Below are 22890 nucleotides of genomic sequence, written 5' to 3'. Positions count from 1 at the left end.
AACGCAGCTTAGGGGACCAGTATGCTTTTGATAGAGTTCGTTGTGCGTAGCCGTACCGCTATTTTTCTATTTTTGATGTATACTCCATTACCCCAATAACACTGTCGGGGTTTAACGAGATTGAATCGATTCCCTCACGTATCAGAAACTCCGCGAAGTCGGGATAATTACTTGGCGCTTCCCCGCAAATGCCAACCTTCCGTCCTGCCGCGTGTGCTTTTTTGATTACCATTCTTACCATCTCTTTAACCGCGTCATTTCTCTCGTCAAAGAGCTCTTTGAGTTCAGCAGAATCTCTGTCGACCCCAAGCACAAGTTGTGTTAGATCATTTGATCCAATTGAGAACCCATCAAATAGTTCCGAAAACTTCTCCGCGATGACTACATTAGATGGTATTTCACACATCACATAGACTTCAAGATTACTCTCACCCCGTTTAAGCCCATTGCCTTCCATAACCTCAAGAACTTTCTTTGCTTCATCAATTGATCTGCAAAACGGGATCATCACTTTTACATTATCGAGTCCGATCTCATCTCTTACCTTTTTCATGGCAAGGCACTCAAGAGTAAATCCATCCCTGTACCGGTCATCATAGTATCTGGAAGCGCCTCTGAAACCAAGCATCGGATTTGCTTCTTCGGGTTCAAACTGCTTTCCACCAATGAGATTCGCGTACTCATTTGTTTTAAAATCACTCATCCTTACAATAACCGGTTCCGGGTGTTGTGATGCGGCGATACGGGCAATTCCATACGCTAAATTATCGATGAAGTATTGCTTTTTGTCTTCATAGGTATAGGTCAGTTCATCTATCAGCGCCTTATCCTCCTCACTTTGTATTGAGTCGTAGTGAGCAAGAGCCATTGGGTGAATCTTAATGGCATTATTGATTATAAATTCCATTCGCGCGAGACCTATACCCTTAACAGGCAGTTGCCACCATCTAAAAGCGGAGTCGGGACTTGCAATATTAATCATGATATCAACTGGAGGTGTGGGAAGCTTTTCGATGTCTATCTCCCTCTCTTCATATTCAAGTGTTCCTTCATAAACATACCCCTGTTTTCCTTCTGCACAGGAAAGAGTGATTTCCTCTTTGTCTGGGATATCCTTTGTGCCGCTTCCGGTGCCCACAATTGCGGGTATTCCAAGCTCCCTGCTGACTATAGCTGCATGTGAAGTTCTTCCGCCATGATCGGTAATGATACCACTTGCCCGTTTCATAATTGGAACCCAGTCGGGATCAGTCATACCGGTGATCAGTATGGAACCATCCCTGAACTGATCCTTCTGCTCAGGCGAACGAATCATCTGAGCCTTACCAGTGGCGATACTTTCCCCAATAGCGGATCCTTGGGCGATTCTTTTTCCCTCCTGTTTTAAACTGTACGCCTTAAGAGATTTAGGCTGCTTTTGAGACTGAACCGTTTCCGGTCTGGCCTGAACAATAAATATGTCGTTTGTCTCTCCATCCTTAGCCCACTCAAGATCCATCGGTTTACCATAATGCTTTTCGATGACTGTGGCCCATCTGGCCAGCGTGATTATTTCATCGTTGGTTAATACAAAAGTAGAGCGTTCGTGATGACTGGTATCCACTGTTCTTGTGGTCGATGTTCCGCCACCACTGTAAACCATCTTTCGTGCCTTTTCACCCATGGATAGTCCTACCACCGGTTTTTTGCCAGGCTTATCGAGGAGCGGTTTAAATACCACGTATTCATCGGGGGTGATCGATCCCTGCACCACCGTTTCACCAAGACCCCATCCGGCGTTTATCATTACCACATTGGGAAAACCGGTATCGGTATCAAGCGTGAACATCACTCCCGATCCTGCCAGATCGGATCTGACCATCTTCTGTATTCCAACGGACAGAGCGACTTTCATATGGTCGAACCCTTTTTCTGTTCTGTAGGAGATCGCTCTGTCGGTAAAAAGTGACGCAAAACAACGCTTACAGGAGAGAAGAAGCTGTTCTTCACCGGAGATATTCAAAAAGGTCTCCTGCTGTCCTGCAAAACTGGCAGTGGGAAGGTCCTCGGCCGTTGCGCTGCTTCTCACTGCAACATCGGCCTCCTTAACTCCGTAACGTCTGGAGAGTTCGCGATAGTTTTCTCTAATCTCTCTTGAAAATTCCTCGGGAAATTCCGACTGAAGAAACAGATCTCTTATGGATCTGCCAACATCTGCCAACTGTTTATCACCCCGCTGGAAGGAATCGATAAGCGATTGAATTTTGTTATCAAGCTGGTTTGCGTAGAGAAAACGTCGATATGCCTCCGATGTTGTAGCGAACCCATCGGGTATTCTTACCTTCTGCTCTTTTAAAGAGCGGATCATCTCTCCAAGAGATGCGTTTTTACCACCAACCAGTTCGACATTTTCATTCCCAAGCTCTTCAAACCACATAATGTAACTTGATTGTGCAGCCATAGTAATACCTCTCCAATCTTTATTTCTGGTTGCTTTAGCGCTTTATACCCTGTTTAAAAATTGTAAGAATTATCATGCAAATTTCCTGCCGTTGCTTTGAATCCCATGCCCCTTACAGCTTCTCAACAACTATCTTCACCGAATACTTCCACCGGTTTTTCTTATAGAAACTGAGCATCTCATCGGGTTGGAGTTTTGGCAGTGGAGGATGCGGCCGGGCTGATAGCAACTTTTTTAGCTGATCATGATACCTCAAAACGAACCCGGGATCACAGGGGTATAGCTGCTTTTTTGTCCCCGGAAAGTACACTTCGGCCCCCAAACTGATTAGTTGCTCATACCACTGATCTACAGAAACTGCGCCTATACCTTTCACTCCGGGGGCAAAGAGCAGTGTAAGAATTCTGTTTATAGTGCGCTTTTTAACATATCCGCTCAGTGAACGGAGAGATACGGAAGTGTTAAAAGCCATCCAGAACGGAAGTAAACGATACCTTTCTGCAAGAAAAGGCTCAAGCAGGCAAAAGGACTCCGCTATAATCTGTGATGTTTCCGGGTAGCCATATTTACCGTACCAAAAAGAGTACAGGTCTGCCACAAATGGGCTGAGATCTTCAGGATCCCGAAATATGACACGGATAAGCGTACGGTTTTTTATCTTTCTGATACTTTCAAGGATAGACTTTTGGAACCCCCATTCCGCCTCAGGACCGGTTGTGTCTGGACCTCTGTTTGTCCAAAGGCTTAAACCGGAGTTATTCTCCCTGAGAAAATGTCCTACTCTCCTGGATCCTTTGATATATTCCCGTGGCCGGACATCGCCAAATCCGCCCACCTGAAAAAAGGATCTCTCTGAGCTTGTATACAGAGGCCATTTATGATTGCACTCTATTGTAATGACAGGAGAATCACTCAGAACCTTTGTGTTTAAGAAGTGATAAACGGGGGGATGGAGCTGAAGCTGTTTTAATCTAAACAGTGATACTCTTTTCATTAACAAACGATCCTGAATGGGGTCGTGTGCCTGATACACGGCAAGATCGCGGTTGTTTTCTGTAATGACTTTTCTGACTTTTTCGCCCCACTCTTTATCACCCCAGACATCATCGGGGTGGCACCTTCTTCGTACCGGAATCATAACAGTTTGAGGGAGCCATGGCGTTTTGAGAGCTGCCGCGAGGTGAATCGCCGCACCGTTAGATGAACCCAGCATCAAACCACCATAGCAGCTGCCAGGATAATGATCGAGAGCCCAGCGGGTAATATCCTGTGATTGCACCTGTGAAAGCTTCTTTTTATCTATCCCCTCCCACCATCCACCGTACGTGTAGATCTGTGATCGTACCCATTGAGGTAAAAACTGCACGACTCCGGCTAAAAAGTTTGGCACCGGAGTGATTCCCGCGTTAGGAAAAGCATTGCCCTGAAAATAGGTGCACAAAGCCTGTAATAGTGTTTTTGAAGAGTCCAGCTGAGAGATGTATCGCTCCGGTTGAAACCTCATAAACCTGTTTACCCGTACTTTTTCTATTTATAGTAATGAGTAAGCTTATTTAGAAAAAGCTCAACTTCATCTGGTGATTGCAACGAAAAACGCGCGGCAGTAGGTATTCCATGATCACCAACCAGAATTGGTATTCCATTATTGTGTGCCACCTCTTTAAGGGCATCTTCATCGGTTATATCATCCCCTATGTATATTGAAAGCGGATAACACCCGTTCTGATGAAGTTTCTGTGAAATCCAACTGACTGCTTTACCCTTGTGCCAGTCTAAAGCCGGCTTAAACTCAATTACTTTTTTACCGTAAGTAAGCTTTAACTTATCTGTTTGAGTCGCCTGAGCGTCAATTTTATTTTGGAACATGCTAAGATCATCGTTTTTCACACTGCGGTAGTGTATTGCCAGTGAAAATTTCTTACGTTCCATGAATACACCTTCAATAGCTTTAAGCTCCTCTTTAAGGGCTTTTTCGGTGGTATCTAAAAGGGGTAAAGTCTCAATAGCCTGCTGCAGTTGAAACCTCATGTCCTCCGGCCCGCTGATATCAAAACCATGGCTACCGGCATAGTAAATGCTGCTTATGCCCACCAAACGTTTAACTTCCTGAAGATCTCTTCCGCTGATTATTGCCACATTGAAAACTGATGAAAGGTTTTTGAGGGTGTTTTTCATTGAAGGAGACAAAAATGCGGCTCTGGGCGAATCGATTATTGGTGTAAGTGTACCATCATAATCAATAAAAAGTGTTGAACAACTTTCCTTTAGCCGTGAAGCGATTGTGCTTGCATGGTTGAGTGCTGATGGAAGCTCCTGAGGAGATTTACGCTCTGTGATCTCCTCGGTATCCAGCTCAGTGAGTGTTGCGATTACGATATCGGCCCCGCTTTTATACAAAAGATCGGGTCTGCTGTTGTGTCTTGCCACACCAATTGTCAGGTGAAAGCCACCCTTTTTGCCCGCTTCTACTCCTGACGTTGCGTCTTCCACAATCGCTGCGGTATCTTTGCTCACCCCAAGCTTTTGAGCTGCAGCAACAAACACATCCGGCTCAGGTTTACCCCTAAGATTCAGACTGAGCGCATCGTTACCATCGATTATTACTCTAAAATACTTTTCCATATCGACACTTTGAAGCACATCACGGCAGTTTTTACTGGCAGAGATCACCGCCAGTTTAATACCATGAGACAACCACTTTTTTACCATCTCCACCGTATCTTCGAAAACAACAGCACCCTGGCTTTTTAGCAGTGAATTGTAGATGATGTTTTTTCGGTTGCCGAGCCCACACACCGTTTCTGCATCTGGGCTATCCTGTGAAGAACCAAACGGTAGCTCTATACCCCGTGATTCAAGAAATGCCCGCGCTCCTTCGTAGCGTGGCTTGCCATCCACATAGTGCAAATACTCCCAAACGGGATCAAAGGGTTTAAATTCGCCACCGGAAGATCTTTTTTGCAAAAAGGAATCAAACATCTCTTTCCAGGCTTTTGTGTGAAGAGATGCGGTGTCGGTAATCACTCCATCAAGATCGAGAATGACAGCTGTAATCTCTTTGCCTTTGTAGTTCATAGAAAGTAACCTATAGGGTTAAGTGATAAGAAAAACGAGGGTACTTTCTGCACTGAGAAACAGAAAGTACCGCCCCAAACCAAGCTATTCAAGCATTTTAGCAACTCGCGCGGATTCACGGACCATCTGTGAGGCATATCCCCACTCATTATCATACCAGCTCATAATTTTCACCAGATTTGAGCCAACCACCATGGTCATGGTAAGGTCAACAATTGAGCCTCTGGTATCACCGATGATATCTGAAGAGACAATCTCCTCCTCTGAAACACCGAGAATACCTTTATAGCGATTGGTCGTGCTCTCTTCCTGAAAGACGCTGTTGATTTCTGTAACGGAAGTGGTCCGGTTGGTAACAAAAACGATGTCTGAAACGGATCCCACTGGTACGGGTGCCCGTATCGCGACCCCATCGAAAATGCCTTCAAGGTCTTCGATAACCAGTGCTGTGGCTTTTGCCGCGCCCGTTGATGTCGGCACCAAATTTATTGCCCCTGCACGTCCCCTGCGTACCTTCTTACTGGGACCGTCTACTATGTTTTGAGATGAAGTATAGGCATGAATGGTAGTCATGAGTGCTTTTTCAATACCTATTCTTCGTTTCATGATTTCTACTACCGGCGCGATACAGTTGGTGGTACAACTTGCGGTAGAGAAAATGGTATCCTCTTTTTCTGCTGAATTTACCCCCGGAACAACGGTTTTTATGCCACCGCCTTTTCCGGGAGCGGAAAGCACCGCGTACTTTGCTCCAGCATCCAGATGCATCTGAAGCTGATCTTTTTTGGAGAAAATACCCGTGCATTCAAGCACTATATCTACCCCCAGGTCTTTCCATGGAAGCTCAACGGGGTTTTTGATATTGAACAATTTGATGCTCTTACCACCGATATTTATCGAATCACCTTCCCCACTAACCTCCTTTTGGTAGCGACCGTATACCGTATCGTATTTAAGAAGATAGGCAAGGTTTTCTGAGGGAAGGAGATCGTTAACAGCAACAAGCTCAAGCTGAGGATTATCCATAATAATCTTCAGTGATGCTCTGCCTATTCTGCCAAGACCGTTTATGGCTATCGTTGCCATATAGTGTCCCCTTTCTTTACCATTGTAGAACAATAACCCCACCCAAAGGGCGGGAGATCATTAAAAAGAGGGTGCAAAAACAGTTCCAAAAAAAGGCCCGGCCGGTAAAAGGCTATAGCGGGAGTGCAACAGCGCAGTATTCCTTACTGTTCACTCTCTATTCATACCACATTCCTTAAATACTCAATATTTGGGCCACCAAAATATTACTGTATAGACAAATGAACTTGGGTCTCAATTTTAGGCAGAACTCCTGGCGATAATTCAAATTGAGACGAAAACGGCTGTTTTTTTTTCAACTCAAAGACTATAATTTAGCTCTATAGAAAGGAACCTGGTAGCGAACAGAATGTATTTTACTATTTTTGGAGACACGTTGTCTGAATTTTGGAGTTTTTGAATGGTTGCTCATATAATTATTGCCCTAACAACTTTGTTCTTCCTCTTTATTCTGTTTTTGGTTATAAGTAAGACCATGAACGGTATGATAAACACCCTTAGCAAGCTTGAACGTCTGCTTACTATGGAGCGGGATCTTAAAGAGGAGGCATTGGAGATAAAGGCCGTAATGGAGCAGCGTGCGCAGGAAGCGGCTCAGAGTAAAGAAGACAGAGACTGAGACATACATTTTACCATTTTAAAGTTGAAGAAGATATATGAGTGATAAAAAAAGAGGAAAAATATTGGTGTTTTCTGCACCATCGGGTGCTGGTAAGACTACGTTGCTTAAATATCTGATAAAAACGGTACCCGGTCTTGTGTATTCGATCTCCGCTACAACCCGAAAACCACGTCCTGGTGAACGTCACGGGGAGCACTACTTTTTCATGCAGCAGCAGGAGTTTAAGGAGCGCGTCGAAAAGGGAGAGTTCGCGGAGTGGGAGCTTGTACATGGCAACTACTACGGTACTCCTAAAAAATTTATCGATGAGGTGATCAGCTCTTCCCGCAGCATTATAATGGATATCGATGTTTATGGGAAGAAAAAGTTTGATGCCGTGTATCCCGAAGCGGTTGGCATACTTATCGTACCACCTTCAGCACAGGAGCTTGAGCGAAGGCTCAGGGGCAGAAACACTGATGATGAGGCCACGGTACGACTGCGCCTCCAAAACGCGAAAAAGGAGCTGCAGTTTGCCAGAGAACAGGGACGCTATGAGTATGAGATCGTTAATGATGATCTTGAACAAACCCGCTGTGAACTGGTAGAGCTGGTAAAAAAACTAGTAAATGAATGACACTTTTGATCTGGACTATGATGCAGAGAGTGTTTACTATTTTCCACTGGATGGTCGTGAGCGCACCATAGGCAAAGACCCTTCCTGTGCTATGCGGCTTGCCGGGGTAGGGGTGTCCAGAAAGCATGCACTGGTCCGCTGCGACAGCTCAAAACCAGAAATATTTGATACCGGCAGCAAATATGGTATCTATGTGGATGGCCGTTCGTTTCAGAAGGCGATTCTCAAAAACGGCTCAATACTTTCATTTGGTGTGCTTCAGTTTGCCATCACAATAGAAAATAAACAGCTTGCCTTCACTTTACTTTCCCCCGCGCGCACAGTCACCATTGAGGACAAAAGAGAGATCAGCATAGGTCGCTCGGAGCAAAATGAGATCTCGCTTTCTCATCCCCTGGTTTCCAGAGTGCACGCGCGGTTCAGATCAGGTCCCGATGGCTATGAACTAATCGACAATGGAAGCACCAACGGAACCTATGTAAACGGTAAAGCGATCAGACGTGCTGAGGTTTTCGAGGGAGATGTTATACACATAGGCCCATTTAGGTTTTATGTGCAGGGTGGTTTTCTCCATAGTAGTGATGCGAAGAGAGGGGCGTGCATTGAAGCTTCCAATGTGAATGTCGCCTTGAAAAAACGGGTGTTTTTAAGAAACGTGAGTATTTCAGTGGAACCCGGGGCTTTTGTTTCGCTTCTTGGTTCATCGGGATCAGGGAAAAGTATTTTGAGCAGGGTTTTAACCGGGGAGATAGTTCCCCAATCCGGTTCTGTTTGCATCAACGGGCTGCTGGCTGAAAAGCTTGCAAATGTGTCGCGCAGAGATATTGGCTATGTATCTCAAAGTGATCTGCTTCGCCCGGAACTGACAGTTTGGGAAACCTTTGTTGAGCAGTCTGTTCTACGGCTTTCTTCAGACAGCACAAAAGCTGAGCGTGTGGTCAGGGTTAAGCAGATCGTTGAACTGCTTGAGCTTGGGGCATTATGTGAGCGTAGGGTGAGGGAGCTTTCGGGTGGTGAGAGAAAGCGGGTACACCTGGGAATTGAGCTGCTTGCTTCACCGGGACTGGTCATTCTTGATGAACCACTTGACGGACTCGATCCTGGTCTGGTCAGACGTTTTATGAAACTGTTTCGCAGAATCTCTGATAAGGGACACACGTTACTGCTTATTACCCACTCCCTTGAGCAAATAGAGCTTTGTGACCGAATTATTTTCCTTCACGAGGGCAAGGTTCTTTATAACGGACAACCAGAAAGTATTTGCAGCCACTTTGGGGTATCCTCTTTAGCGGAAGTGTATGAGGAAACTTCGGGGCCAAACTCACTTCCCTTTCCGCCCAGTGAATTGTTGATTGATAAAGAAACACACCGTTGCTTGCCCTTAAAAGAGAAAATATCACTTTTCTTGCTCCCGCTTCAAAACCGATTTTTCATCAAGAGAGTTCTGTCTCAGTTGGTGATACTCTTATCGAGATATTTAAAGGTCACTGTAAGAAATAAGCTCAATCTTCTACTGCTTTTTTTGCAGGCCCCACTGATGGCATTTTTCCTGGCACTTGTTTTTAGAGCCGATGCAGCACTTTTTCCTGCTAATTTTTATTGTGCACTTACCATTTCGGCTCTTTGGCTTGGGGCGCTTAATTCGGTCAGGGAAATTGCGCGTGAGTGGTGGATTCTAAGAAGAGAGAGAAGTGCTGGGATGCAGCCTGGGTCTTATATTCTGGCCCGGCTTGGCTCTTGCTTTGTTCTCTCTTTAGCTCAGGCACTGCTCTTTGCTTCTTCACTTCATATTCTGTTTGGGAATTTACCTGTTTCTTTTTTGCTGTTTTTCCTACTTGCAGTTGCAACTTTTTGCGGCAGTACTCTGGGACTTACAGTGAGTGCGCTTAGTACTACGGTTGGGAGGGCTTTAAGTATAATGCCAATGGTACTTATCCCCCAAATTGTTTTTTCCGGTATTCTTCTGCCTGTGGATGCCATGAGTGGCCCGGGGCGCTGGATTGGTGAGCTTACGTTTTTTAAACCTATCTATAGTATGATGCTAAACAGTTTCGTCTTTGAGCAAAATGTGGGGATGGCAAAAGAGTGGACATCGTTGTTTTACCTGACCACCGGATTAATTATTTTAATGATTGTGGCTCTTACCGGCAGAAGCAGTGCAAGAACTGTCTGAATAAATTAACCATAAGAGTGTTTTAAATGATTAGAAATAAAACAACCGAGATTATCCCTGACAGTATAGGAAACTATAAAATTTTAAGTAAAATTGGTGGTGGCGGAATGGGTGATATCTACAAAGCACTCCAGGAGCCACTAAAAAGAACCGTAGCGCTAAAGGTTCTTCCCCCTCAATTTTCAAGGGATACCGAATTTGCCAAACGGTTTGAGATTGAAGCAAAGGCCATCTCGCTTCTGCAGCACCAAAATATAGTCAGCATTTTTGAGTATGGTGAGGATGATGGTTACAGTTTTTTTGCCATGCAATATGTTGATGGTAAAAATTTGGAAAGTTACATAGCCGAAAGGCGATCCCTTTCTATACAGGAAATTGTTGATCTTGCAAAACAGATATGCCGGGGGTTGCGTTATGCGCATAATAACAATATTATTCACAGGGATATAAAACCACAGAATATCCTGCTTGACAAAAAAGGTATTGTCAGAATAACTGATTTTGGTATAGCCAAAATTTTTACCGGTACTGGTATCACCATGACCGGCTCTGCAGTAGGGACACCTGAGTACATGTCTCCCGAACAGGCTCAGGGAAAAAAGCTGGACATGAAAACCGACATCTACTCTCTTGGTGTAGTGATTTATGAGCTTTTAACCCGCCGTCCTCCTTTTACTGCAAATAACTCCATGGCGGTGGCATATAAGCAGGTACATGAATTACCTGTTCCACCATCACTTAAAAGAAAAGATACCCCCAAGCGTTTGGAGCTGATCATCCTTAAGGCGTTGAAAAAAGATAAACGGGACCGCTACGATTCAATTGAGGAGATGCTAAACCATCTGGACTCGGTTGATATAAGCGAAAGGGTAGAACATACAACCGTTCAGTTTCGGATTCCTTCAATAGGTGCAAAGGATAAGGGGGCCAAAACTTATACCGATCAGCGTATAACCGATCGTCGCAGCGGAGACAGACGTGGTTACAATCCTTATAAAAAAAATTGGTTATTTGATAAAAGATATTGGCTTGACATGGCCAAAACCCAATGGCTTACCTGGCTTATGCTTGCAGGATTAGGCGTTGCTTTTCTTTTACACATTCTTAATCATTAGTGATTACACCCAATAGCCAACAGTGAAGGCAGGGCGCTTATGAACACTCGTGAAAAGGGTCGAATCGGTGAGAATCGCGCCGTTGAATACCTTCTGGGGAAGGGGTATACTATTGTCTCCCGAAATTTTCAAACCAAGGCTGGTGAGATAGACTGTATCGCACAGGATATGGATGGCACGTTCGTTTTTGTGGAGGTGAAATCTGCCAGGTATGGTTCAAGAAACCCTCTTTTCTCAATAACCCCTTCAAAACAGAAAAATCTGATCAGGGTGGCTCGCAGGTATATGATGGAACATAAAATTGTAAATAAACCCTGCAGATTTGATGTTATAGCGGTAGTAAAGGGGGAAGTTGAGCATCTGAAAAATGCTTTTATCTCCATGTAGAATTAATTGTTTCTGGGAAAAATAAGAAGAAAACTGATAACATACAGAATATAGAGGCTAAGAAGAGCTATCCCTTTTTTTCTGGTGAGACTGTAGCCCATACGTAACATGATAAGCATTGCTCCAACGATGATAAACATGGAGGGAAACATAAATAAAATCTCCCGGCGCTCTAAAACGAGCGGATTTGCTATAGCAGACACTCCTGCCACCCAACTAATATTAAGAATATCAGCTCCCAGTATATTACCCACTGCTATTTGACCTTCCCCTTTACGTGCTGCTATTACACTGGTTGCAATTTCGGGTAAAGAGGTACCAAGTGCAATAATGGTAAGTGCTACCACAGACTGGGGGATTGCCATCCAGCCGGCGATGTGCACAGCCGAGGTAACGATCAGTTCGCTTGAAATTATAATTCCACCAAGACCAATCAAAAATACAAAACTTAGGATCTTTAAACTCTTTTTCTTCTCTTTTTCAATCTCCCTGTCTAATTCCATCAGCTCCATTTCCGAATGCAGTTTACCTCTTTTATGTTGATGGTACAGTACCGCTATGTATACAGCGAGGATACTTACCAGTACGCCTCCCTGCCACCGGTTTAAAGTATTGTTCCCAATTACGAAGAAAAACGTTACAAGCTGAAGCAGTATTAAAAAGGTGGCAGATATTTTTAGCACACGAGGTTGAATCGTAATAACTCCGACGGAGACGATACCTGCAAGTGCCAACGCAATACCATCGTCACAAATTACCGAGCCGATAGCATTACCAAGGGCCATTTCAGGTTTGCCTCTAAAAGCAGAGATCAAAGAAACTGTCATCTCCGGGGTGGTAGTGGCAAGAGAGACAAGTACAATTCCAATCACCAGTTTTGGAATTTTAAACCGATCTGCTATAACTACCGCACTTTCTACAAATAGATCGGCGCACTTTGCAAGTATAATGAAAGCGACGATTAGAACTAACCAGGCTAGCAGTATGTTGGTTTCAATGATTGGGTGCAGGAATTCCAGACACTACCCCTTTAAAGTTAAAAAATTAAAACCGATTAGTAGTATAAAATTAATTATAAGTGCCAAATAGGTAACAGTACTTTTATTGTATTCGTATCAGTTTGAGCTCAAAAAAAGGTGTACTTGGTTATGCATGGAAATAATAATCTAAAAATCGGGTTCTCTTTTTATTATTTTCCATCTCTTTGTGTTTAGAATTTGAGAGTGGAAAGGGTGTATGATATGAATTTCATAGAAGAGCTTAGGTGGAGAGGGATGATTCATGACATCACTCCCGGTGCAGAGGAAAAGCTTCTTGAGGGGATGTGTGTGGGATATGCAGGGTTTGATCCTACCGGCAAATCGCTTCACATTGGGCATCTGATACCAATAATGCTTTTGATGCATTTTCAGCGCTGTGGCCATAAACCGCTTGCGTTAGTGGGCGGAGCAACAGGAATGATCGGGGATCCATCGGGAAAAAGTCAGGAAAGAAACCTGCTCACCCTCGAAGAGATTGCTGATAATCAGGGGAGAATAAAAAAACAGCTCGAAAAATTCCTCGATTTCTCCCAGGATTCAAACAATGCGGAGATAGTCAACAATTATGATTGGTTGAAAGACATCACCTTTCTGGATTTTCTGCGGGATGTAGGCAAACACCTTAGCGTTAATTACATGATGTCTAAAGACTCGGTGAAAAGTCGTTACGATCAGGGGATTTCTTTTACAGAGTTTAGCTACCAATTGCTTCAGGCATACGATTTTTACTGGCTTTATAAGAATAAAAACTGCTCCATTCAGATGGGAGGATCGGATCAGTGGGGTAATATCACTTCCGGGACCGAGCTTGTACGACGAAAAGGGGGAGGGGAGAGTTTTGCTTTAACCTGTCCTCTGCTCACCAGATCCGATGGTAAAAAGTTTGGTAAGTCTGAAGGTGGCGAGAGTGTTTGGCTTGATCCGCAGATGACTTCACCCTATAAATTTTTCCAGTATTGGATGAATTGCACCGATGAGGATGCGCCAAAGCTTTTGAGAATCTTCACACTTCTATCAAAAGAGCAGATTGAGGACCTTGAGCAAAGACACAGTGAGGCACCACACGAAAGAATTATGCAAAAGGCGTTGGCTGAGGATGTGACTATCAGAGTGCACTCAGAAAGTGATTACAGAATGGCAGTTGAAGCCTCTCAGATCCTTTTTGGCAAAGGAACCTCAGAAGCGCTTCTTAAGCTTTCAGAGCAGGATTTCTTATCGATCTTCGAAGGGGTGCCTCAGGCCCAGGTTTCAAGAGATGCTTTGAGTAACGGAGTGGCGCTTCTGGAACTTTTGGCAGAAAAGAGCTCAATGTTCTCTTCGAAGGGTGAGGCCCGAAGGCTTATCGCACAGGGTGGGGTTCAAATGAATAAGGAAAAAATAACCGACTCTAACTTAAAGGTTGATACTTCAAGGCTTATAAGCGATAAGTATATCCTGTTCCAGAAGGGAAAAAAGAGCTTCTATATCATAAAAGCTGCATGATTCTCATGCAGCTTACCTTTTACCCAGCACTTTATCGCGTTCGTAATGAAGAATCGGGTCACATTTACCCGGAAACTTCTCTGTTACCTTATCACTGCATCCGGATGCTTCCAGTTTCTCACACGAGGAGCATACATTTTTGAACCATTCATCACTGATTCCGGCTGGTTTGTTGGCACCTTTCTGTGCGCCTGACCCTACCTGATCCAGTTTCTTGACTATACCCTGCGCCACTGCTGCAAGCTGCTGCACCTGTTGAGGGGGTACCTGACGTGAAACAATCTGCACATACACCGAAAGTGCTTCTTCTATGATTCCTTTTTCTTCACTAGTTAAAGACATGTTTGAATCTCCTGTATTTTTCAGTTTAAAATACTATTTTTCCTCTATAAAAATATCTCTGGCCGCAGCACTTTTAAACCAAAGGATATAAATGTCGAAAAACCAGATAGTTTTCATATGCACTGGTAACATATGCAGAAGCCCCATGGCTGAGGGCATACTGAGAAAGAAGCTAAGCGAATCCAAGGTCACTGACTGTACTGTTAGCTCTATGGGTACTCATGGTCTGGATAGTAAGCCCGCTTCAGAAAATGCAGTCACTGTGTGCTCTAAAAAGGGAATAGATATCTCCCAACACACTTCAAGACAATTGGTTCCGGAGGAGCTTTTAAGTGCTGATCTTATTTTTACCATGGAGTTTGTTCATAAAGAGTTCATTAAACTTTTCTTCCCAAGAGTGCTGGATAATACATTCCTTCTTGGTTCCTGGCCGGGAAAAGAGAGTAAAAAGGGAAACATAAAAGATCCTATCGGGGGTTCTCTAAAGGCGTATCAAAAATCATTTGATACAATCGCTAAGCATATAGACAGAGTTTATCCATTAATACTGGAATCCGTTGCTCCTTATAAAGTCAGCAACTAAGATGCAAGCCACCATCGACTCTGATTACTTCCCCACAGATGTAATCATTTTCTACCAAAAAGCGAAATGTCTGGCCAATTGTTTTTAGGTTCCCGGTTTCCTTCAGGGGGATTTTTGTTTTAAGCCCATCAAATTGCTTCCTGGTCTCCTGGCCGGATTCAGCAGGGAGTATAGCCCCTGGGGCAATTGCATTTACTCTAATTTCTGGTGCATATAAGGAGGCCATCTGTTTGGTTATATCGGTTAATATTTTTTTAGATATGCGGTAGTTCTGAAACTTTCTGTTAAAACTATCGATATATGCATCGGTAATATTGATTACCCAACCCTTTTTTATAAGCGGGGCCAGGGAGGCAACGAGCCGAACAGGTGCCATAACGTTTATTTCAAGCAGCTCTTTTAAATGATCAGGATTTGAAAGGTCACCGCTGGTGAAGAGGGATGCATTGTTTACCAGCCCTTTTAGTATAACAGGTAGTTCCATTATTTTTTTACTAAAACTTGAATAGCAGTCACTCAGGTCACATTTTATAAAAAACACATCGGGGTGTCCGGACAGTTCGCTTAAAGCAGGTTCTGGACTGCTTCTATAGTGAATGATTACTGAAAATCCCATCTTTAGGCACTCACGTGCAAGTGAGAGTCCAATTCGTTTTGGGGCTCCGGTTAGAAGCACGGCTTGTTTAATGGTGTTCATTCCATGAAATTAGCTAATTGTTTTAACTCTTTCAACTTTTTTGAGGATGCTGGTGAAAATTGTCGATTGCCTGTTAAATAGACGTAATGATTTTCTCGCTGATGGGAAAACCATTGGAAAGAGGATTGAGGATTCAGAAAAGCAGCATCTTTGGGAAGATCGAACGGGCGACATAATCGATACCGTGGTATTCCATTATATAAGTGCGGTTGAAAGAACTGAGTCCGGTAAGTATAATTTTGAGCAGATAGTGAAGATCTTTTGCGATTATGGGGTAAGTAGTCATTATCTAATATGCAGAGATGGTCAGATCGTAAGACTCGTCCCGGAGGAGAAGAAAGCCTGGCATAGCGGAGCAAGCATTATGCCCCCTCCCGATTGCCGCAAAGGGGTCAATGAATTTTCGATAGGTATAGAATTTGTAGCAACTCATCACTCTGGTTTTACTGAAAAGCAGTATATTTCTCTAATAAATTTGTGTGGTGATATGCAAAAGAGGTATTGCAGGGGTTTTAATTATGTTGGCCATGATGACATAGCCGGAGAAAGGGCGGTTAGGCTTGGAATAAGAGCGATACCAAAGACCGATCCCGGGCCACTGTTTCGATGGGAATGGTTTAAAGAGGCTTTAAACGCTAAAAAATAATGATAACTGTTTAAAAATTTCATGAGCGGATATAATAATTGTAGCAAAGAGGCTTTTGAGCTTTCTTAAAATGCCGAATTATTTACTACATTGATCCTGGATAACTTGCAGGATTACGGGACAAATAATCATTTTAGTAAGACAAGTCCATTCTTTAAATGCTTAATAACGATAATAATTTATTGCTTTAACTTGATATCAGCGGGTATGCATACGCTGAGGAGGTTTAGGATGTCGAAACAGAGGACCATTGCACAGAAGGCTCTGATATTTTTTCTTTTGCTTGCCGTTCCATTTGGGCTCTCAGCGGATGAAACGCTTCAGAACTTAATGGATGCTGAAAACTACAGAGAAGCACTGGACTATGCAGATGAACAGATTCCGCCTGCTCAGAGGACCCCTGAGGTATGGGTAAAGATTGCTCAGGCTAATGAAAAACTTGGTATGATAGAAAAGGCTTTGGCTGCTTACCTTGTATCTTCCCGAATGGATGCTAACCATTACCAGTCACTTTTGGGTGCTGCAAAAATCTATAACTCGCTTGGCCAGTCCCAAAATGCCATGACTTTCGCAAACAGGGCTCTTGAGCAGGATTTCACTGCTGAAGCCAGTTGGGAATACGCTCGTGCATGTATCGATCTGGATCGCTCCTCTGATGCAAAAAAGGCACTCGAGAAGGTAATAGAAACCGATTCTGCTAACATCATTGCTAACCGTGAGCTTGGAAATATCTACATCAATGAAGGTGAATACCACAGGGCAATACCTCTGCTTAAACGTGCTTTGATGGAAAAAGAAGAGGGGCAGATACTTTATAGCATCGGTTTGGCTTATGTTGAAATAGGCGTAGCTGACAGCGCTCTTGCCTATCTCAATGCTGCAGTAGAAAAAGAGACCAATGTTTCGGAAGCGTCTTTGCTTATTGCACGAGCCAATTTTGGTCTTGAGAATTACAGCGAGGCAGCAAGAGGCTTTGATAATGTGCAGCAAGACATGATGGAGTCTATGGATTATTACATGAAAGCGATATCCAAAGAGCAGATTAATGATCAACAGGGTGCCATTAACGCTTTCAGTAATGCTGTGAGCAGTTTTGGTGAAAGTACAGAGAAAGAAGCACTTTTTTCACGGGAAAAGGTTGCACGTAATCATCTAAAAAATAAGGATTTTGGTGATGCGCTGCCACATCTTGAGTTCATCAGGAACGCAGATGAAAATGGTGAAATCGTTTCCGATGTCTATTTTCTCCTGGCTGATGCCCATGAGGGACAGCAAAACAGCACAGAAGCGATTAAACACCTGGAAAGAGCGATCGCTCTGAATCCCAATGATGTTGAAGGATACGCTCGTCTGGCTGATCTTTATGAAAACAACAATATGGATCAGAAGGCCAAAGAAACACTTGAAGCGATGATGGCCCTTAGCCCCAACGATCCGAGCGTATTCCTCTCCTTGGGCCAGTATAATCTTGATGCTCAAAGGTATGAAGAGGCACTTGAGCACTTTGAAACAAGTAATAACCTTGAAAACAGTGCTGCCGCTTCAGAAGGTATTGCAATCGCTGCTTATAATACCGAAAATCTTCAAAAAGCAAAATCGGCAGCTACCAGGGCACTTGAACTCGATGAAAATAGATGGGAAGCGAGAAAAATTCTTGCTGATGTGCTGCTTACAGAGTCAGACTTTCAAAATGCCCAAGGTCATTTTGAGGCACTGGTAGAAAAAGAACCCCGGAATATGGAATTTCTTGTTAACCTGGCAACGTGTTATTACAACACCGATTCTGCAGATGAGCTTGCAGAGACAGATAAGAAAATTGTTGAGTTGGATCAGGGTAATTCTGAAAGCCGTCTGAGACTTGCTCGTTATGCCGATGAAAACAACGATACCGAAACAGCGCTGTCGATGTATTTAGATCTTGCAGAACTTACTCCTGAAGATGCGGAAGTGTTCCGCCGTTTATTTCATCTTCATCAGCAAAAAGGAGAGAAACAGGCTTCAGTAGATGCATTGAGGACCTATCTTGAGCTTAATCCACAGGATGCTGTGGCTCAGCGTGATTTGGGGGATGCTCTGTATGAAATGGATCAATTGGACGGTGCGCTTGTAGCTTACAGAGCTGCTATCGAAATCGACCCCGATATCAAAGGGTTTTATCAAAGGTATGCTGAAATAGTCATAGCCAAAGGAGAAGAGGGCGAGGTTATAACCGCTTTAACTGGTGTAATAGAATCTGGAGATGCCGACTTTTCCACATATACTACCCTGGGGATGATTTACCAGCGACGGGGAAATCATGAGGAAGCAATCGACATGTATCAGGATGCTCTTCAGCTCGACCCTACAAACACTGATGCACTTTCAGCACTGGCAAGAAGTCAGGCTGCAAGTGGTGATGTAAACGGAGCGATCATTACCTACGAACAAACGGTAATGATGAATTCCGAAGCTGTTGAAGAATACAAAGAATTGGGTGAGCTGTATCAGGGACAGGGTAGAGAAGCGGAAGCATTAAGAGCGTTCAGACGCTATTTGGATAGAAATCCAGATGACGTTGAACTGGCCAAGACAGTGGGAGAAGCTTCCTTTGAAAATGAAGAATTTGAGGATGCAGCCAAATATCTTGAACCGGTAACAAAGGTATCAAATGATATAGAGTTGCTGATTATGTATGCTGAGGCATGTTTTAAATCAGGAAGGTATAGCCAGGCTGCCCAGACCATTAAAGAATTCAGAGACAGACGACTGAGGGTACCAACACTGAGGCGAATGTTGATGATGTTGGCTCAATCCTATGAAAATGATGAAGATATGGAAAATGCTGCTAAAGCATACCTGGATTATATCTCTGTTCCGGGTACAGAAGATGCCGATGCTGCATATAAAACAGCCAATCTTCATGAAGAAATCGACATCTCCAAAGCCATAACTATTTACGAAAATAATATCAAATCCTATCCTCAGGATTTTCGCAATGTGTTGAGGTTGGGGCTGTTGTATGCTGAAGATGAAGAAAACCAGGAGAGGGCAGTTGCGCTGCTGGAGCAAAGTACCGAGTTTGCCGATTCGTTGCCTGAGGTTTGGCTTGAAATGGCCCAGGTACATGGTAATTTGGGTAATGAGGATCAGGAGCTTGAGGCGTATCAAAATTATGTTCAAGCAGATCCCCAGCATCTGGAGGCCAACAAAAGAATTGGTATTCTCCTTATGCGAAAGGGTGAAGTAAACGAGGCGCTTATTAATCTGGAAATCGCAAATACTTTAGAGCCCAATGATCCTGATGTTATGGCAATGCTTGCAAGAGGCTACATTTCTACTGAGAGAGTAGAAAAAGCTATTGAGCTTCTTGAGAAAGCAAAAGTGGTGCGAAGTGATGACCCGGATATTCGCTATCAGCTGTTTCAGCTCTATGAAAAAACAGGACAGACCGAAAAGGCACAGGCCGAAATTGAAGAACTGGTGGAGTTGCAGCATGATAATCGTTTCCTTCTCATGTATGCTCAGGCCCTTATCTCACAGGAGAACTTTAGTGATGCTGAGGATGCGTTGTTAGATATCCTTGCCACCGATCCTGAAAATATCGATGCTCTGCTGCTGTTGGCGAGAGTCCAGCGCAAGCAGGAAAACTTCGAACAGGCACTTGAGACCTATGAGGAGATAGAATTCATAGATCGTAGCCATCCACGCGCCCTCTATGAAAGAGCTGAGACATACATTGAGATGAGCAGGTTTACCTGGGCTGAGACGTTTTATAATCGTGCTTTGCGCGCAGATCCGCAGTTTGCTGTTGCTAAGGTGGGACTTGCCCGATTGGCTAAGGTGAGACGAAACGAAGAGCTTTATCTGCAACTGCTCCAAGAAGCACGGGAGCTTGATCCGGATGATCCTGAGGTGCTTGAGGAGTTAAGAAAAGCAGGGAAATAGCGTAAAAAAAGGCAAGACGGTAAAAAAGGTTGGGGAGGTGAATAGCAGTTCATCTCCCTTTTTTTTGTTATTCTTCGGTCTGATAATTGCATATAAATTTAATAGGGACTTATTTTAAGTAGGTAAGAGTAGTTTTGAGATGCGGTAAAAAAATTATGAATAGAAATTGTTCAACTCACAAACAATATTTGGATTCAGGAACGCGTACTACTTATGCATCAACAAACAAATGACGATCAGCACCTGTTTGACCTTTGGCTTAGTGGAAACTCACAGGGTTTCTCACAGCTCTATGACAAGTATAAGAATAGGGTTTTCGGATTTTTGCTCCGTATGACCGGAGACCGGGAGATCGCAGAGGATCTTCTTCAGGAAACCTTTTTTGCGGCTTTAAGAAATGCCGAACAATTTGATCGCTCACGTAGTTTTTTGAGCTGGCTTTTTGGGATAGCTCATAAGAGGACGATCGACTTTTTCAGGCATGCAAAGGTCGAAACAGAGCATAAGCAGGATACTGATGGTTCGGTAGGAAGCAAGCTTGATGCTCCAGACCAGCAGTTATCAAATCAAAGCTTGCGGGATTTGATAAACGAGGCGGTGGAGAAACTCGATCCTCTCCAACGAGAGGTGTTTTTGCTCAGAGAAATGGGTGGAGTACCATTTAAGGAGATTGCAAAAATTATGGACTGTCCAATTAATACAGCGCTGGGACGAATGCGTCTGGCACTGAAAAATATCAGAAAAGAGTTGAAAAAAAGGGGGATTGATGGTGTGCAGTAAATGGGAATGTTCTGGTTTGTTGTACAGTTCAGGTGAACTGAACGAGCAAGAAACCAAAGAGTATGAAGCTCATTTAGAGGGGTGTCAGGAGTGTAGAGATGAGTTGGCTACCTACAGAAAAGAACAAAAAATGTTCTACACCCTCGATACCCTTGGTGAGTCTCCATCGCAAGCGGTCTCAGAGGAAATCTTAAGAGTTTGTAGCAGTGCTAAAAAACAATACACCAATGTAGGATTCTTCCCTGTATTTATGAAAAAGGCTGCGGTTTCGATGCTGCTGCTCATGATAGGGTTTGCAACGGTAGGGTATATCAAGCTCAATCACGATCAGGCGCAAGCCATGAGAGCGCAACTGGTTGGGGATGAAGAAACAAAGGACTCTAATGCGGTTACTCAGTCAGCTGAGAGTGCCACTTCTGTGGTTTTCTCCGAAAATGACAGTGGTGCTCTTTTTGACTCTCTTAACAAAGACACAAATGTGAATTTTTCAAGAACCAGGGGCGATTTAAATACTCAGGGAGTTGTGCCTGTAGATCTTAAAGACTAAAGCTAAACTCTTTTTCTACTCCCGTCTGCCGGGACGGGAATTTAAATGGCTGTTTCTGCGTTTTTTAGGTGCAAAAGCTCCTTTCCCATTGTATTTTCATCTTTGTTCTGAATACTACTAGTTCAGAACTGGAGTAAGTGCAGTGTGGAATAGCCCTATTTATAACTAAAATGTAACTTCCACTTACCTGCCACCTGTTGTAATCTAGTTTAAACTGCGATTGTGTAACGACTCTATGTCTGTTATCTGGTTGTACTCGAAAATGATGTATGAAGCGTACTAAATTCCTGCTTCGTTTAATTAGAATCGCACAGTTCATTGCCGCAGCTATTCTAACTGCAATAATGATTAGAGCAATGAGGATCTTGTATACACTGCTTAGCCTGGAAGGTGCTATTTGATAGTATGTGCATTGTTTAATCCCGCGCTTGATGTGTGCTTTAATGTAGAAAAGTTTGAGCCCGGCAATACGTTGCTTGATTTGCACTCCAACTCTTTTCCATCAGGAAAAGGGATCAATGTAGCAAGAGTGGTAAAAACACTGGGAGAAGCGGTGAGTGTAGCTGCTCTTATTCCAGAAAATGACAGCAGAAAATTTTCATCATTCCTTTGTGGCTTAGAAGTAGAGCCGCTTTTTTTTGAAATCCCGGGAAACGCCAGAGTAAATGTGACGATTCTTGAAGAGAAAAACTCATGTGTAACCCATCTCAACAGCGCTGCACAAAAAATACCAGTAAGAATACAGGAAGAGTTTCTCTCTTTTATAACAGGGCAAATTAAACAGGGTGACTGGTGGTCTTTTTCGGGAAGTATACCTTCTGGCTTTGAATGCGATGTGTATAAGAGGGTTATAGATGTCTGTAATCAAAGAGGGGTTCAGTCTCTACTGGACACACGTAGTAATGCACTTAAATTTGGACTGAGGTCCAAACCATTTATTATCAAACCAAATATCTCAGAATTAGAAGAGTATTTTGAAGAGCCGATAAAAGGGGTGCACCATATTGCGCTCAAAGGAAAACGGTTTATCGATATGGGAATATCGTATGTGTTTATTTCCTTAGGTTCTGATGGTATGATTGCGCTTCATGAAAATGATTGCCTGCTTTGTTCACCACCAAAGGTTAAAGCGGTTGATACTGTGGGCTGTGGTGATGCTATGGTGGCGGGGATGCTTGTTGCGCAAAAACGGAAGTTCTCTTTTGCTGATACCTGCCGTATGGCTGTGGCCTGCGGAGCATCCAAAGCTATGCACCAGGGGCCGGGAGTTGTCACAAGAGATGAAGTATGGCAATTAATGGAGGATGTTGAAATAAACGCAGTTTAAAACGAGGA

At 43.6% G+C, this 22890-nt stretch carries 20 protein-coding genes; 13 read left to right on the top strand and 7 right to left on the bottom strand.

Annotated features, from left to right (window positions below):
* Positions 1-58 precede the first annotated feature (58 nt).
* The 4 genes from ppsA to gap all read right to left on the bottom strand — a co-directional run bounded on the left by ppsA (position 59) and on the right by gap (position 6601).
* Entirely contained in the window at positions 59-2440 is a 2382-nt protein-coding gene (gene ppsA / locus QA601_08605; protein ID MDG5815136.1) for a phosphoenolpyruvate synthase, read from the bottom strand.
* A gap of 112 nt (positions 2441-2552) precedes the next feature.
* On the bottom strand, positions 2553-3944 hold the full coding sequence (locus QA601_08600; protein MDG5815135.1) for a hypothetical protein: 1392 nt from the start codon (positions 3942-3944) through the stop codon (positions 2553-2555).
* A gap of 23 nt (positions 3945-3967) precedes the next feature.
* Positions 3968-5515, bottom strand: a complete 1548-nt coding sequence (gene otsB / locus QA601_08595; protein MDG5815134.1) for a trehalose-phosphatase — start codon at positions 5513-5515, stop codon at positions 3968-3970.
* 84 nt (positions 5516-5599) lie between these two features.
* Positions 5600-6601: a type I glyceraldehyde-3-phosphate dehydrogenase gene (gap, locus tag QA601_08590; GenBank protein MDG5815133.1), complete on the bottom strand. Its 1002-nt coding sequence runs from the start codon at positions 6599-6601 to the stop codon at positions 5600-5602.
* A gap of 400 nt (positions 6602-7001) precedes the next feature.
* Between gap and QA601_08585 the strand changes: the two genes are divergently transcribed.
* The 5 genes from QA601_08585 to QA601_08565 are packed head-to-tail and all read left to right on the top strand — an operon-like array spanning position 7002 to position 11514.
* Entirely contained in the window at positions 7002-7220 is a 219-nt protein-coding gene (locus QA601_08585) for a hypothetical protein (protein MDG5815132.1), read from the top strand.
* A 37-nt stretch (positions 7221-7257) separates the two neighbouring features.
* A complete protein-coding gene (gmk, locus tag QA601_08580; protein ID MDG5815131.1) occupies positions 7258-7839 on the top strand; it encodes a guanylate kinase in 582 nt (193 codons plus the stop codon).
* Positions 7832-10012 carry an FHA domain-containing protein gene (locus QA601_08575; protein MDG5815130.1) on the top strand — a complete coding sequence of 727 codons (2181 nt, stop codon included), beginning with the start codon at positions 7832-7834 and terminating at the stop codon, positions 10010-10012. Before gmk ends, QA601_08575 begins: the two co-directional genes overlap by 8 nt.
* A 26-nt stretch (positions 10013-10038) precedes the next feature.
* Positions 10039-11127, top strand: a complete 1089-nt coding sequence (locus tag QA601_08570; GenBank protein MDG5815129.1) for a protein kinase — start codon at positions 10039-10041, stop codon at positions 11125-11127.
* 39 nt (positions 11128-11166) lie between these two features.
* Positions 11167-11514, top strand: a complete 348-nt coding sequence (locus tag QA601_08565) for a YraN family protein (protein ID MDG5815128.1) — start codon at positions 11167-11169, stop codon at positions 11512-11514.
* 2 nt (positions 11515-11516) lie between these two features.
* On the opposite strand, the gene QA601_08560 is transcribed toward QA601_08565, so the two are convergent.
* Complete coding sequence (locus QA601_08560) at positions 11517-12497, bottom strand: calcium/sodium antiporter (protein MDG5815127.1); 981 nt, start codon at positions 12495-12497, stop codon at positions 11517-11519.
* Positions 12498-12755: 258 nt separating this feature from the next.
* Here QA601_08560 and tyrS point away from each other — a divergent pair, with 258 nt between their 5' ends.
* The gene (tyrS, locus tag QA601_08555) at positions 12756-14036 is read left to right on the top strand and encodes a tyrosine--tRNA ligase (protein MDG5815126.1); all 1281 of its coding nucleotides are present in this window, start codon (positions 12756-12758) and stop codon (positions 14034-14036) included.
* A 12-nt stretch (positions 14037-14048) separates the two neighbouring features.
* Here the strand turns inward: tyrS and QA601_08550 are convergent, their stop codons facing one another.
* The gene (locus QA601_08550) at positions 14049-14378 is read right to left on the bottom strand and encodes a hypothetical protein (GenBank protein MDG5815125.1); all 330 of its coding nucleotides are present in this window, start codon (positions 14376-14378) and stop codon (positions 14049-14051) included.
* A 91-nt stretch (positions 14379-14469) separates the two neighbouring features.
* Here QA601_08550 and QA601_08545 point away from each other — a divergent pair, with 91 nt between their 5' ends.
* Positions 14470-14961 carry a low molecular weight protein arginine phosphatase gene (locus QA601_08545; protein MDG5815124.1) on the top strand — a complete coding sequence of 164 codons (492 nt, stop codon included), beginning with the start codon at positions 14470-14472 and terminating at the stop codon, positions 14959-14961.
* On the opposite strand, the gene QA601_08540 is transcribed toward QA601_08545, so the two are convergent.
* Positions 14951-15658 carry an SDR family oxidoreductase gene (locus QA601_08540; GenBank protein ID MDG5815123.1) on the bottom strand — a complete coding sequence of 236 codons (708 nt, stop codon included), beginning with the start codon at positions 15656-15658 and terminating at the stop codon, positions 14951-14953. The two genes, QA601_08545 and QA601_08540, sit on opposite strands and share 11 nt — an antisense overlap.
* Positions 15659-15710: 52 nt before the next feature.
* On the opposite strand from QA601_08540, the gene QA601_08535 reads away from it, so the two are divergent.
* The 6 genes from QA601_08535 (at position 15711) to QA601_08510 (ending at position 22882) form a co-directional block, all read left to right on the top strand.
* A complete protein-coding gene (locus QA601_08535; protein MDG5815122.1) occupies positions 15711-16304 on the top strand; it encodes an N-acetylmuramoyl-L-alanine amidase in 594 nt (197 codons plus the stop codon).
* A gap of 231 nt (positions 16305-16535) precedes the next feature.
* Positions 16536-20228, top strand: a complete 3693-nt coding sequence (locus tag QA601_08530; protein ID MDG5815121.1) for a tetratricopeptide repeat protein — start codon at positions 16536-16538, stop codon at positions 20226-20228.
* A gap of 213 nt (positions 20229-20441) precedes the next feature.
* A complete protein-coding gene (locus QA601_08525) occupies positions 20442-21008 on the top strand; it encodes a sigma-70 family RNA polymerase sigma factor (protein MDG5815120.1) in 567 nt (188 codons plus the stop codon).
* A complete protein-coding gene (locus QA601_08520; GenBank protein ID MDG5815119.1) occupies positions 20995-21555 on the top strand; it encodes a hypothetical protein in 561 nt (186 codons plus the stop codon). Before QA601_08525 ends, QA601_08520 begins: the two co-directional genes overlap by 14 nt.
* Positions 21556-21824: 269 nt before the next feature.
* On the top strand, positions 21825-21956 hold the full coding sequence (locus QA601_08515; GenBank protein MDG5815118.1) for a hypothetical protein: 132 nt from the start codon (positions 21825-21827) through the stop codon (positions 21954-21956).
* Positions 21953-22882: a hexose kinase gene (locus QA601_08510; protein MDG5815117.1), complete on the top strand. Its 930-nt coding sequence runs from the start codon at positions 21953-21955 to the stop codon at positions 22880-22882. The genes QA601_08515 and QA601_08510 overlap by 4 nt, the downstream gene beginning before the upstream one ends.
* Positions 22883-22890 lie beyond the last annotated feature (8 nt).

Source organism: Chitinispirillales bacterium ANBcel5 (assembly GCA_029688955.1).
GTDB classification, from domain to species: Bacteria; Fibrobacterota; Chitinivibrionia; order Chitinivibrionales; family Chitinispirillaceae; genus Cellulosispirillum; species Cellulosispirillum alkaliphilum.
This window is presented reverse-complemented; position numbering and strand designations above follow the sequence as displayed.

Bases quoted from the DNA above. Each gene is read 5' to 3' on its own strand.
- ppsA (MDG5815136.1), bottom strand. From the start codon at position 2,440: ATGGCTGCACAATCAAGTTACATTATGTGGTTTGAAGAGCTTGGGAAT.
- QA601_08600 (MDG5815135.1), bottom strand. From the start codon at position 3,944: ATGAGGTTTCAACCGGAGCGATACATCTCTCAGCTGGACTCTTCAAAA.
- otsB (MDG5815134.1), bottom strand. From the start codon at position 5,515: ATGAACTACAAAGGCAAAGAGATTACAGCTGTCATTCTCGATCTTGAT.
- gap (MDG5815133.1), bottom strand. From the start codon at position 6,601: ATGGCAACGATAGCCATAAACGGTCTTGGCAGAATAGGCAGAGCATCA.
- QA601_08585 (MDG5815132.1), top strand. From the start codon at position 7,002: ATGGTTGCTCATATAATTATTGCCCTAACAACTTTGTTCTTCCTCTTT.
- gmk (MDG5815131.1), top strand. From the start codon at position 7,258: ATGAGTGATAAAAAAAGAGGAAAAATATTGGTGTTTTCTGCACCATCG.
- QA601_08575 (MDG5815130.1), top strand. From the start codon at position 7,832: ATGAATGACACTTTTGATCTGGACTATGATGCAGAGAGTGTTTACTAT.
- QA601_08570 (MDG5815129.1), top strand. From the start codon at position 10,039: ATGATTAGAAATAAAACAACCGAGATTATCCCTGACAGTATAGGAAAC.
- QA601_08565 (MDG5815128.1), top strand. From the start codon at position 11,167: ATGAACACTCGTGAAAAGGGTCGAATCGGTGAGAATCGCGCCGTTGAA.
- tyrS (MDG5815126.1), top strand. From the start codon at position 12,756: ATGAATTTCATAGAAGAGCTTAGGTGGAGAGGGATGATTCATGACATC.
- QA601_08550 (MDG5815125.1), bottom strand. From the start codon at position 14,378: ATGTCTTTAACTAGTGAAGAAAAAGGAATCATAGAAGAAGCACTTTCG.
- QA601_08545 (MDG5815124.1), top strand. From the start codon at position 14,470: ATGTCGAAAAACCAGATAGTTTTCATATGCACTGGTAACATATGCAGA.
- QA601_08540 (MDG5815123.1), bottom strand. From the start codon at position 15,658: ATGAACACCATTAAACAAGCCGTGCTTCTAACCGGAGCCCCAAAACGA.
- QA601_08530 (MDG5815121.1), top strand. From the start codon at position 16,536: ATGTCGAAACAGAGGACCATTGCACAGAAGGCTCTGATATTTTTTCTT.
- QA601_08525 (MDG5815120.1), top strand. From the start codon at position 20,442: ATGCATCAACAAACAAATGACGATCAGCACCTGTTTGACCTTTGGCTT.
- QA601_08520 (MDG5815119.1), top strand. From the start codon at position 20,995: ATGGTGTGCAGTAAATGGGAATGTTCTGGTTTGTTGTACAGTTCAGGT.
- QA601_08515 (MDG5815118.1), top strand. From the start codon at position 21,825: ATGAAGCGTACTAAATTCCTGCTTCGTTTAATTAGAATCGCACAGTTC.